10 protein-coding genes and 1 riboswitch are annotated in these 11,832 nt (G+C 71.9%); of the genes, 6 read left to right on the top strand and 4 right to left on the bottom strand.

Features of this window, described 5'->3' with window-relative positions; translation table 11 throughout:
• Positions 1 to 36: 36 nt before the first annotated feature.
• Positions 37 to 167: riboswitch (FMN riboswitch) on the bottom strand.
• A gap of 317 nt (positions 168 to 484) precedes the next feature.
• Both CP983_RS36025 and CP983_RS36020 read left to right on the top strand, forming a co-directional pair.
• Entirely contained in the window at positions 485 to 1,372 is an 888-nt protein-coding gene (locus CP983_RS36025; RefSeq protein WP_150504231.1) for an RNA polymerase sigma-70 factor, read from the top strand.
• Between the two features lie 90 nt (positions 1,373 to 1,462).
• Positions 1,463 to 2,218: an SDR family oxidoreductase gene (locus tag CP983_RS36020; RefSeq protein WP_150504229.1), complete on the top strand. Its 756-nt coding sequence runs from the start codon at positions 1,463 to 1,465 to the stop codon at positions 2,216 to 2,218.
• Between the two features lie 265 nt (positions 2,219 to 2,483).
• On the opposite strand, the gene CP983_RS36015 is transcribed toward CP983_RS36020, so the two are convergent.
• Positions 2,484 to 3,710 carry an ROK family transcriptional regulator gene (locus CP983_RS36015; protein ID WP_150504227.1) on the bottom strand — a complete coding sequence of 409 codons (1,227 nt, stop codon included), beginning with the start codon at positions 3,708 to 3,710 and terminating at the stop codon, positions 2,484 to 2,486.
• 158 nt (positions 3,711 to 3,868) lie between these two features.
• On the opposite strand from CP983_RS36015, the gene CP983_RS36010 reads away from it, so the two are divergent.
• On the top strand, positions 3,869 to 5,080 hold the full coding sequence (locus tag CP983_RS36010; protein ID WP_150504225.1) for an MFS transporter: 1,212 nt from the start codon (positions 3,869 to 3,871) through the stop codon (positions 5,078 to 5,080).
• Here CP983_RS36010 and CP983_RS36005 read toward each other — a convergent pair.
• Positions 5,040 to 5,498 carry an acyl-CoA thioesterase gene (locus CP983_RS36005; RefSeq protein ID WP_107909407.1) on the bottom strand — a complete coding sequence of 153 codons (459 nt, stop codon included), beginning with the start codon at positions 5,496 to 5,498 and terminating at the stop codon, positions 5,040 to 5,042. The genes CP983_RS36010 and CP983_RS36005 overlap by 41 nt on opposite strands.
• Before the next feature lie 143 nt (positions 5,499 to 5,641).
• On the opposite strand from CP983_RS36005, the gene CP983_RS36000 reads away from it, so the two are divergent.
• Entirely contained in the window at positions 5,642 to 7,054 is a 1,413-nt protein-coding gene (locus CP983_RS36000) for a uracil-xanthine permease family protein (protein WP_150504223.1), read from the top strand.
• Here CP983_RS36000 and CP983_RS35995 read toward each other — a convergent pair.
• Positions 7,036 to 8,169 carry a glycoside hydrolase family 6 protein gene (locus CP983_RS35995; protein ID WP_150507062.1) on the bottom strand — a complete coding sequence of 378 codons (1,134 nt, stop codon included), beginning with the start codon at positions 8,167 to 8,169 and terminating at the stop codon, positions 7,036 to 7,038. The genes CP983_RS36000 and CP983_RS35995 overlap by 19 nt on opposite strands.
• Positions 8,170 to 8,341: 172 nt before the next feature.
• On the opposite strand from CP983_RS35995, the gene CP983_RS35990 reads away from it, so the two are divergent.
• On the top strand, positions 8,342 to 9,028 hold the full coding sequence (locus tag CP983_RS35990; RefSeq protein ID WP_150504221.1) for a DUF5995 family protein: 687 nt from the start codon (positions 8,342 to 8,344) through the stop codon (positions 9,026 to 9,028).
• A 119-nt stretch (positions 9,029 to 9,147) separates the two neighbouring features.
• The gene (locus CP983_RS35985; RefSeq protein ID WP_107909404.1) at positions 9,148 to 10,077 is read left to right on the top strand and encodes an LLM class F420-dependent oxidoreductase; all 930 of its coding nucleotides are present in this window, start codon (positions 9,148 to 9,150) and stop codon (positions 10,075 to 10,077) included.
• Between the two features lie 15 nt (positions 10,078 to 10,092).
• Here CP983_RS35985 and CP983_RS35980 read toward each other — a convergent pair whose 3' ends face one another.
• Entirely contained in the window at positions 10,093 to 11,796 is a 1,704-nt protein-coding gene (locus CP983_RS35980) for a flavin monoamine oxidase family protein (RefSeq protein ID WP_107909403.1), read from the bottom strand.
• Between the last annotated feature and the right edge of the window lie 36 nt (positions 11,797 to 11,832).

Here is an 11,832-nt window from a genome sequence, read left to right as displayed (position 1 = left end):
CGAACCGGTACGGCGGCGCGCACGAATGCCCGCCCGCCGCGCACTGCCTCCCATCCGGACTTTAACCGTCGGTCCAGGAATTTCACCTGGTCAACCGGCCGCTGGAGGCGACCGGGTCGCGGACTGTAACCGCCGGTTCGGACTTTCACCGACCCCGGAGTGCGCTGCTTCTGGTACAGGGCCAGTGTGCCACGCCTGATCGGTGTCCATACGGGCGAAGGGTGTGGGGTGGCTCACAGGCACCTTCGCTGGACTTCCACGGCGTCCGGCCAGGGCCTCAACTCCCTTGCGAGGAAATGCTCTTGCGATTGGTCCATACCTATTGACGCTGTGGTCTAGTCCTCTTTACTGTGCGGGAACCTCCCCGTCCTCGGACCCCTCTTCCAGTGGAGCCCCCGCAGACGGCCCGGCGGCGGTGTCGACGGCCCTTGCCCGCCGCCGGGTCTCCCAATGTGCCCCTCGGCGGCTCTGACAGGGTGAGGCCATGACGACCGCTCTCGCCGACGAGTTCGAGACCCACCGTCCCCGGCTGTTCGGTCTGGCGTATCGCCTGCTCGGCTCCGCCCACGAGGCCGAGGACACCGTCCAGGACGCGTATCTGCGCTTCAGCGGCGCCGACCGTGGCGCCATCGAGCATCCGGCGGCCTGGCTCGCCAAGGTCGTCACCAATCTCTGTCTCACCCGGCTGACTTCGGCGCGGGCCCGGCGTGAGGAGTACGTCGGGCCCTGGCTGCCGGAACCCGTGATCACCTCCGACGGCACGCTGGGGCCGCTGGAGTCCGCCGAGCAGCGGGACGCCGTGTCGCTGGCGATGCTCGTGCTCCTGGAGCGGCTCACGCCGACCGAGCGGGCGGTCTATGTGCTGCGGGAGGCCTTCGCGTACGGCCACCGGGAGATCGCCGAGGCGCTGGAGCTGACCGAGGCCAATTGCCGGCAGCTGTACCGGCGGGCGGTGCAGCGGGTGGACGAGCGGCGGCCGCGGTTCGAGTCGACTCCCGAGCGGCGGGAGGAGCTGGTCAGGTCGTTCCTCACGGCGGCCCGCGACGGAGACCTCGGCGGGCTGGAGAAGCTGCTGGCGGCCGACGTCGTCTGGGAGAGCGACGGGGGCGGCAGGGTCAGGGCGGCGCTGCGGCCGATCGAGGGCCGCGACAAGGTGTTCCGCTTCCTGGCGGGCGCGACGCGGACCTTCATGGCCGGTGTGGAGCTGACGGCGATCGAGATCAACGGCTCGCCCGCGCTCGCCGCGTGGGCGGACGGTTCACTCATGTCGGTGGTGGTGCTCGAAATGCGCGACGAGCTGGTCGGGCATGCCTGGGCCATGATGAATCCGGACAAGCTGGATTTCGTACGCCGTCAGCTGGCGCGGGCATAGCGACTGTCACATCTCGCGGGGGTCATTCGGTCCCAGCTGACGAGGGGTGCTCCGCTCGGGAGCGCCCGCCGTCCGAGAGGGCTGAACACGATGACCACGATCCTGGTGACCGGCGGGACCGGAACGCTCGGCCGGCACGTCACCGAGCGGCTGCGCGCGGACGGGCACGAGGTGCGGGTGCTCAGCCGGAGCACCCAGCCGTACGCCGTCGACCTGCGCAAGGGCGGGCCAGGCCTGGACACCGCGATGGCGGGCGTGGACACGGTCGTCCACTGCGCGAGTTCGCAGAGCGGCGGCGACCAGGAGGCGGCGGCGCGGCTGATCGAGGCCGCGAAGAAGGCCGGGGTACGGCATCTGGTGTACATCTCGATCGTCGGCGTGGACCTGGTGCCGCTCGGCTACTACAAGTCCAAGCTCGCCGTGGAGCGGATGGTCGAGGCGTCGGGGCTGGGCTGGACCGTGCTGCGCGCGACCCAGTTCCACGACCTGGTGCTGCGGGTGCTCGCGGGCCTGGCCAAGGTGCCGGTGATGCTGGTCCCGGCCAGGGTGAAGGACCAGCCCGTCGAGGTCGCGGAGGTCGCGGACCGGCTGGCCGAGCTGGCCGTGGCTGCTCCCGCCGGGCGGGTCGCGGACATGGGCGGACCCGAGGTGCGGACCTTCGACTCGCTGGCCCGGGCATACCTCCGGGCCACGGGCCGCAAGCGCCTCGTCGTGAAGGTGCCGCTGTGGGGAAAGGCGTACCGGGGCATGCGAGCGGGCGGCCTCCTGGCACCGAAGCACGCGGTGGGCAAGGGGACGTTCGAGGAGTACCTGGGGCGACGGGTCGGGGGCGGGCGGGGCGTCTGAGCGGGACGGGTCGGGGGCGGGCGAGGCCTCTGAGCGGCAACGGGTCGAGGGCAGGTGAGGCTCTGAGCGACGCCAGGGACACCCTCCGGGAACCGCTGACCGGCCCGGATCCTTCAACCGCGCTCACCGGCCCGGCCTCTCGGCCACCGACCGGCCCAGAGCCCTCGGCCACCGACCGGCCCGGAGCCCTCGGCCATCGACCGGCTCGGGCCGTCGACCGGCCCAGGTCCCTCGGCCGCTGACCGGCCGGGTTCCCTCGGGCTCGTCAGCGGTCCCGCGGTGCGAAGAGTTCGTCCTGTGCCGCGTCGCGGGCGGTGAGCAGTGCGCCGCGCAGGACGGCGGCGCCGCCCAGGCCGCTGGGCCGGACGACGGTCGCGAGCGGTGACATCCGCCGGACCCGATCCTCCACCCGCGCGGCGAGCGCCTCTCCCCCGGCCTGCCCGACCTCGCCGCCGAGGACCACACACCCGGGGTCGAGGATGGCGACGACCGAGGCGGCGCCCACGGCCAGGTGGTCGGCGAGGGTGTCCAGGAAGCGGTCGGCGGAGGCCGCCTGCGCGTCGCGGTCCGCGGCCTCCGTGTCGCCGGCCACCAGCGCGACGGCCCTCCCCACCACCCCCGCGGCCAGTGGCTCGGGCGCGGACATGTCCTCGACCGGCAGGCCGAACGACCTCGCCAGTTCCACGATCGCCGCCGACCCCGCGAGCGAGTGGAACCCGCCCTCGCAGTCCACCGCCGACGGCAGCCCGGTCGTCCCGGGCACCGGCAGGAAGCCGATCTCGCCGGTGCCGCCGGAGGCACCGCGGCGCAGCGCCCCGTCGAGGACCACGGCCGCGCCGGTGCCGTGGCCGAGCCACAGCAGGACGAAGGTGTCCCGGTCGGCGGCGACTCCGTCGCGCTGCTCGGCGAGGGCGGCGAGGTTGGTCTCGTTCTCCACGATGACGCGGGCCTCGGGCAGCCGTTCCTGGAGGGCCGCGACCAGGCTGCGGTGCCATTCGGGCAGGCCGGTGGAGTCGCGCAGTTCGCCGCTCGCCGGGTCGATCAGGCCCGGGGCGCCTATCCCCACCGTATGGAGCCGGTCCGCCCCGGCCTCCTTCACGACCCGCTCCACCAGCGCCACCGCCTGCTCCACCGCGGGCCCGGTCCCGGCGTCACCGCCGATCGGCGCCGACGCCTCGGCGAGCACGGACCCGACCAGGTCGGACACGATCACCGAGACGCCTTCGGTACGGACGTCCAGGGCCGCGAGGTGGGCGCGGCCGGCGACGATGCCGTACAGCTTGGCGTTCGGGCCGCGGCGCTGCTCGCCGGCCTCGCCGACGACCGCTATCAGGCCGGCGTCGGTGAGGCGCTCGACGAGGTCGGCGACGGTCGGCCGGGACAGTCCGGTCAGCTGCTTGAGCTGTCCTGCCGTCAACGAGCCCTGCTGCTGGAGCAGTCGGAGGGCGAGCCGGTCGTTGATGGCCCGGGCGGTGCTCGGGGATGCGGGCATGCCGGGATCCTTCCAGATCGGCTGGGCCGTGCGGGGCACGGCAGCGAGTGGCCGGGAAAGGCTGGTGGGTGGTCGCGAAGGCACTCTATCTATCAGGCAGGGTTCCTGATAGTTTACGCCGGGCTCAGCACGAAACGAAGACCGGGAGGGGTCGCACAATGGGTGGGATGGTCTACGACCTGCGCGAAGTGAGGCGCGCCCGGTACGCCGTGGCCGCCGTCTTCGCCGTGCACGGCGCCGTCACCGGCTCGTTCGCGACGCGCGTGCCGTGGATCCAGGACCATGCCGGCGTCAGCGCCGGCCAGTTGGGCATCGCGCTCGCCTTCCCCGCGCTCGGCGCCTCCGTCGCGATGCCGCTGGCGGGGAGCATCTCGCACCGCTTCGGCGCCCGGAACGCCCTGCGCGGGCTGATCGCCCTGTGGACGCTGGCGCTCATCCTGCCCTCCCTCGCCCCCAATCTGCTGACCCTGTGTCTGGCGCTGTTCGTCTACGGCGCCACGGCGGGCATGGCGGACGTGGCGATGAACGCGCTCGGCGTCGAGGTCGAGACCCGGCTGGGCCGGTCGATCATGTCGGGCCTGCACGGCATGTGGAGCGCGGGCGCCCTGATCGGCTCGGCGGCCGGCACGCTCGCGGCGCACCTCGGCTCGGACGCCCGGCTGCACCACGCGCTCGCGGCGGTGACGCTCACGCTTCTCGGCGTGGCGGCCTGCCAGTGGGTGCTCGACCTCCAGCCCGCCGAGGACGAGGAGCCGCCGCCCCGGTTCGCGCTGCCGCCCAAGTCGGCGCTGCTCATCGGCGCGGTCGGGTTCTGCGCGGTGTTCGCGGAGGGCGCGAGCCTGGACTGGTCGGCGGTCTATCTGCGGGACCAGCTGGACACCTCGGCGGGTCTCGCGGCGGCCTGCACGACCGGGTTCACGCTCACCATGGCGATCGCCCGGCTCGTCGGCGACAAGGTGGTGGACCGCTACGGCTCCGTGCGCACGGTCCGGTTCAGCGGCGTCCTCGCCACGCTCGGCGGACTGCTCATCATCGTGTCGGACCAGCCGGTCCTGGCGATGGCCGGGTTTGCGCTGCTGGGCCTCGGCATCGCGGTGGTCGTGCCGCTGTGCTTCGCGGCGGCGGGCCGCAGCGGCCCGAACCCCTCGCTGGCCATCGCCGGTGTCGCGACGATCACCTACACCTCGGGGCTCGTCGCCCCGAGCGCGATCGGCGGGATCGCCCAGGCCACCAGCCTGGTGGTGTCGTTCTGCCTGGTCACGGTGCTGTCCTTCGGGCTCGTGGTGTTCGCGCGCGTCCTGCGCGCGGGTGACCGTGAGCGCCCGAAGGTCAGCCGGCCGGACGCAGCAGTTCCCGACCCGCGGCCCTGAATCCCTCGCTCCACGGCGCCGGGCGCAGCGTCCCGGCGTCCAGCCGGACCAGGACCCTGGTGCCGTGGGCGTACGTCACCGAGCCGTCGGCCGAGCAGAACCGGAAGCCGTACGTCAGCCCGGTGTTGCCGAGCCGCTCCAGCCAGAGGTGGACGGCGTAGACGCCGGGCTTGGTGACCGGTGCCTCGTAGCCGATGCGCAGTTCCTTGACCGCGTTGCAGGCGTCGCCGGCGGCGACCCAGTCACCCTCGAAGCGGAAGCCGTGCTCCTGCCACAGCTCGGTCCAGGCCCGCTCGACCATCAGCGGGTAGCGGGCGTTGTGCAGCAGCCCGAGCGCGTCCAGGTCGTCGAAGTGGACGGTCACGGGGATGAGCCGGCCGTAGGAAAGAGCGGGCGCTGTCGGGGCTTCGGCGGTCACGTGCGGGACTCCTGGGACGTACGAGTTGACTCCCACCATCCTAAGCGGACGCTCAGCATCCCTGATGGGCCCGGGTCGGCGCCGCCTCGGGTGTCCCTGACAATGGTCCGGACCCACCCGCACGACGAAAGCGAAACCGCACCATGGATCTCGGCGTCCGCTGGAAACTGCACGGCGGCGACGGACGCACCCCGGCGCCCGGAGCGGTCGTCCGGCCCGACGAACGCCTGACCTGGCCCCGCACGGTCGGACTCGGCGCCCAGCACGTGGTGGCGATGTTCGGCGCGTCGTTCGTGGCGCCGGTCCTGATGGGGCTCGACCCCAACCTGGCGATCATGATGTCGGGCGTCGCGACGGTGATCTTCCTGCTGGCCACGCGCGGCCGGGTGCCCAGCTACCTCGGCTGCTCGCTGTCCTTCGTCGGCGTCGCGGCGGTCATCCGGGCCGACGGCGGCTCCAGCGCGGTCGTGACCGGCGCGGTCCTGGTCGTCGGCGCCGTGCTGTTCCTGGTGGGCCTCGCGGTGCAGCGGTTCGGGGCGCGCATCATCCACGCCACGATGCCGCCGATCGTCACCGGCGCGGTGGTCATGCTGATCGGCTTCAACCTCGCCCCGGTGACGGCCTCCACGTACTGGCCGCAGGACCAGTGGACGGCGCTGCTGGTGATGCTGTTCACCGGTCTGGCGGTGGTCTGCCTGCGCGGTTTCTGGTCCCGGATCGCGATCTTCCTGGGCCTGCTCTTCGGCTACGGCATCTCCTGGGCCTTCGACCGGATCTTCGGCCGGATCCACTCGGCCGACGCGAGCGGCAAGGTCACCGACCACTGGCGCCTGGACCTCTCCGGCGTCGGCAACGCCGACTGGATCGGCCTGCCCGATCTGCACGGCCCGTCCTTCCAATGGTCGGCGATCCTCGTCGCGCTGCCCGTCGTCATCGCCCTGGTCGCCGAGAACGCCGGACACGTCAAGGCGGTCGGCGAGATGACCGGCGACAACCTCGACAGCAAGCTGGGCACCGCGATCTCTGCGGACGGCGCCGCCTCGGTGCTCTCCACCGCGGTGGGCGGCCCGCCCAACACCACGTACTCCGAGAACATCGGCGTGATGGCGGCGACCCGCGTCTACTCCACCGCCGCCTACTGGGCCGCCGCAGGCTTCGCGCTGCTCTTCGGCGTCTGCCCCAAGTTCGGCGCGATCGTGGCCGCGATCCCGGGCGGCGTCCTCGGCGGCATCACCGTCATCCTCTACGGCATGATCGGCCTGCTCGGCGCGCAGATCTGGATCAACGCCAAGGTGGACCTGCGCAATCCGCTGAACCTGGTGCCGGCCGCCGCGGGCATCATCATCGGCGTCGGCAACGTCACCTTGGAGTTCACCGACACCTTCGAGCTGAGCGGCATCGCGCTGGGCACGCTGGTGGTCATCACGGGCTACCACACGCTGCGGGCGTTCGCCCCGGCCCACCTCAAGACCCAGGAGCCGCTCCTCGACGAGGGGATGTCGTCCTACGACGAGGAGCACGGCACCGGCGAGGGCACTCAGCGCGCCAGCTCGTAGGCGTACGACGCGGTGAACGTGCCCGGCCTGCCCTTGCACCCGTCCGACTCCCCCGGGAGCTTCACCCACAGGTAGGCGTCGATCCGGGACTCGCCCGTCGCGAGGGTCGGCGCCCGGCCCAGCTTGCGGCCCGAGGGGTCGCACCACTCCCCGTCCGCCGGGGCACCGGCGCCGTTGCGGCTGGTGTCGACGACGGCACCCAGACTCGCGGGACCGTCGAGGGCGTCGAGGACCTGCCGGTCGTAGGCGGCCTCGGCGGACGTGGTGCGGAAGTTGGAGACGTTGCTGAAGACGCCGTCGGAGGAGGCGGTCGAGGCGGCGCCGGCCTGCCGCAGCCAGTCCGCCTGCCGGGCGGGCGCGTTCCAGCCGGAGTGCCCGGCGTCGTAGTAGACGCGGGCCCTGGGGTTGGCGGCCTTCATCACGCGGCCCGCGCGGGCGAGGGAGGCGAAGCGGTCGGCGCGGGCGCGCTCGGAGAGGCAGTCGGCCTGGGCGACGGAGTCGGGCTCCAGGACGACGATGACGTCGCCGGAGCCGAGCCCGGCGGCGAACCGGTCGATCCAGGCGTCGTAGGCGTCGAGGCCGGGCGCCCCGCCCTCGGAGTACCCGCCACAGTCGCGGTCCGGTATCGCGTACGGCACGACCACCGGGACGCGCCCGAGCGCCGAACCGCCCGAGGTGACCGCGCGGACCCGGGCGGTGATGGTGTCCGGCGTGAAGTCCGCGAACCACACCGCGGCCGGCTGGGCGGCGATCCGGGACTCGATGACGGCGTGGCGCGGGTCGGCGGGGTTGTCGCGGACCCACTCCAGGACCTGGGAGTCGGGGTGGCGGTACAGGCGGCTGGAGACCACGGCCGTGCTCTGCTTCCTCTCGGCCCGTGTGGCCGAGGGCGCGGGGGTGGCCTTCTCCCGGGTCCGGGTGGGCGAGGCGGACGTCGGCGAGGGGGACCTCGTGACCGACGGCGAGGCGGACGGCAGGAGCGGCAGGGAATCAAGGCCCGGCGAGCGCGTCACCCGGGGCGGCCCGGCCTCGTCGGAGCCCCCGCGGTCGTCGAGCGCGGAGACCATTCCGGTGACCGCGCCGACGGCGACCACGACCGAGGCCGCCACCGCCATGACGCTCCGCCTGACGCCCCTGCGGCGCTCGGCCCGGCGTGCGGCCAGTCGCTGGGCGCGTGAGCCTGGCACGGTCCTGCTCCCCCTCCCCCACAGCGAGCGCATCCCCCGTTCTGGGGAAGCGCCGGGCCCGCCGACACTGCGGCCACCCTAAAGCTGGGACATTGCCCCCATGGCGCAATGCGAACAATTCACCACGGCCGTGGACGCGGTCATCTCCCGTATGCGCTCCCTTGCAGCGATGCTCCCCGAACGCGACGGTGTCGCCGTCTTCAACCGCGTCTACCTCGCCGTCACGGAGGAGGTCGACCGGCACATCGACGGCGGCCGGTTCCCGGACCGGGGGGCGGCGATCACGCTGGACGTGCGGTTCGCGGAGCGGTATCTCGCGGCGGTGGAGAAGGCCGAGGACGAGCGGCGCCCGCCCGCGTGCTGGCGGCCCCTGTTCCAGATGCGGCACCATCCGGGCGTACGGCCGTTGCAGTTCGCGCTCGCGGGCATCAATGCGCACATCGGCCACGATCTGGCGCTCGCGGTGGTGGACGCCTGTCGTAGCCTCGGCTGCGAACCCGTCGAGCTGGAGGACGAGTTCGATCGCGTGGGTGATCTCCTCGTCTCGCTGGAGGAGCGCATCCGCGAAGATCTGATGCCGGGTCCCGATCTGCTCCAGATCGCCGACCCGATCACTCATCTGCTCGGCTCCTGGAGCCTTGAGCGCGCGCGGGACGCCACCTGGTCGTCGGCCCGGGCGCTGTGGGCGCTGCGCGGGTACCCGGAGCTCGCCGAGGAGTTCACCGAGCGGCTCGACGCGGCGGTGGGGTTCGCGGGACGCATGCTGCTCACGCCACTGGCGGACTGATCTCGGCCACACCGCGCGGTACACCTGACCCACGCGGGTACCCGGGTTAAGTTGATGATTGAACCGTCAGTGACGGACCCGAACCGATCTGTGACGGACCGACGCAAAGGAGCGTACGGATGGCCCTTCGGCTGGGGCTCAGCCTCCCTCAAGCACAGCAGTACGACATCGGCCGTGACGTACCGGACGTCGCGCGCACCGCCGAGCGGATCGGCTACGAGAGCTTCTGGGTCTACGAGCGGGCCCTGTTCCCCGAGCCCCAGACCCAGGGCCTGTACGGCATCGAGGGGCTGGCGTGGCCCGACATGTACCGGGGCGTCCCGGACCCCCTGGTCACGCTGACCCTGGCGGTGTCGGCGACCGAGCGGGCCCGGCTCGGCACCAGCATCCTGGTGGCACCCCTGCACAACCCGTTCCAGCTGGCCAAGGCGCTCGCCACGCTGGATGCGGCGAGCGGCGGCCGGGTCGTGGCGGGCTTCGGCACCGGCTGGTCGCTCGACGAGTACGCGGCGGCGGGCGTGGCGCCGTTCGAGGAGCGCGGCAAGGTCCTCGACGAGATGATCGAGGTGTGCCGGGCCGTGTGGGGACCGGACCCGGTGTCCTACGACGGCCCGCACTCCAAGGTCGCCTCGGCCGTGGTGGCGCCCAAGCCCGCCCGGCCGATCCCGATCCTGGTGCCCACCAACAGCAAGAAGGCGATGACCCGGCTCGTCGACCGCCTCGACGGCTGGATGCCGATCGCCATGGGCGCCGAGCAACTCACCTCGCAGTGGCGGCAGTTGCAGGACCTCGCGGCCGAGCGCGGACGCACCGAGCCGATCCAGGCCGTGGTCCGGATCAACGCGCAGTACAGCGCGAAGGCGTACGACGGCTCCGACCGCGCCGCGTTCCAGGGCAGTGCCGACCAGATCGTGGAGGACCTGGCCGCGCACGCCGCGGACGGGCTCGACGAGTTCTTCTTCGAGCTCCAGGGCCTCGCGCGCGACGCCCAGGAACTCAAGGACGTCGCCGCCGAGGTGTACGAGGCGGTGCGGGCCGCCGGACTCTGACGACCCCGCCCGGGGTCAGTCCTCGGGCAGCTCGACCGGCGCGATCTCGTCGTAGACGTCGCCCGGACCCGGGTTGACCGCGTCCGTCGACCCGCCGAGGTGGTGCATGACGCCCCAGACCGCGTTCAGCGCGGTCTGGACGGCGCCCTCGGCCCAGCCGGCCGTCCAGGAGATGTCGTCGCCTGCGAGGAAGATGCCCCGCTTGTCCTCGGGCAGCCGGTCCTGCATGAAGTGCGTGAACAGACGGCGCTGGTAGCGGTAGTGGCCGGGCAGGTTGGCCTTGAACGCGCCCATGAAGTAGGGCTCGTTCTCCCAGGAGACCGTCACCGGGTTGCCGATGATGTGCTTCCTGATGTCGACCTTCGGGTAGATCTCGCCGAGCGACTTCAGCATGACCTCCATCCGCTCGTTCGCGGACAGCGGCAGCCACTTCAGGCTGTCGTCGCACCAGGTGTACGACAGGCAGATGACGGCGGGCTTGTCCGGGCCGTCGTCCAGGAGGTAAGTACCGCGCGTCATACGGTCGGTGAGCGTCATCGACATGACGTCACGCCCCGTCTCCTCGTCCTTGTCCAGCCAGAACGGCCGGTCCACGGGGACGAACAGCTTCGAGGACTCCATGTAGTGGGTGCGCTCGATCGCCGTCCAGTGGTCGATCGGGAAGAGCGAGTCGTCGCAGGCGATCTTCGACAGCAGCATCCAGGACTGGGCGGTGAAGATCGCCGCCGGGTAGGTGCGGATGTCGCCGTCGGCATCGGTCACGGTGATCCGGTTGCCGGCGGCGCGGTGCAGCCGGGTCACGGCCGGGCGGGGCGCGCCGTTCTCGTGCAGGGACGCGAGCGAGGTGCCGTAGGACCAGTGGACGATCTTCTCCGGCTCGCGCTCCCACAGGCGCACCGGCAGCTGCTGGGAGCCGCCGACGATGCCGCGGTGGTGGTCGTCGGCCTCGGTGTAGACGACGCGCAGGATCTCCAGGATGGAGTTCGGGAAGTCGGTGTCCCAGCCGCCGGTGCCGAAGCCGACCTGGCCGAAGATCTCGCGGTGCCGGAAGGACTTGAAGGCCTCGGAGTCGCAGAGGAAGCCGTAGAAGGTCTGGTTGTCGAGCTTCTCGACGAGCTTCGCCCAGATCTCGCGGATGCGCGGCACGTCCCGCTCGCGCATGGCCCGGTTCATGTCGGAGAAGTCGGCGCCCTCTTCGAGGCACTTGTTCCAGGCGGTGGCGACGTCGCGGTAGACCTGCGGCAGGTCCTCGATCGTCTCGGCGTAGTGCGACTCGCCCTTGAGGTCGACGACGGTCGACGGCGTCGCCTCGGCGAGGGGGTTGGGGAACGGGCTGGTCTTCAGGCCGACCAGGTCGATGTAGTGCTGGAGCGCCGTGGAGGACGGCGGGAAGCGCATCGCGCCCATCTCGGCCGTCAGGCCCTCGGTGCTGGGGCCGTCGAAGCCGACGGTACGCAGCCGGCCGCCGATCTCGTCGGCCTCGTACACGACCGGCTTCAGGCCCATCTTCATCAGCTCGTAGGCGGCGATGATGCCGGACAGGCCGCCGCCGATGACCGCGATCTCGGTGCCGTGCCCGGTCGCAGGTATCTGGCCGAGCCCCGCCGGGTGGGCGAGGAAGTCGTCGTAGGCGTAGGGGAAGTCCGGGCCGAACATGGTGATCGGCGGCTGCTGCTGCTCGTCGGTGTGCTCGACGGCGTTGGGCACCATGGACGTCATGGGGTACGGACTCCTTGCGACTGCGTCAGGGGGGAA

It is taken from the genome of Streptomyces chartreusis (genome assembly GCF_008704715.1).
GTDB classification, from domain to species: Bacteria; Actinomycetota; Actinomycetes; order Streptomycetales; family Streptomycetaceae; genus Streptomyces; species Streptomyces chartreusis.
Note: the sequence above shows the minus strand (reverse complement) of the source record. Positions and strands in the feature narration are given on the sequence as shown.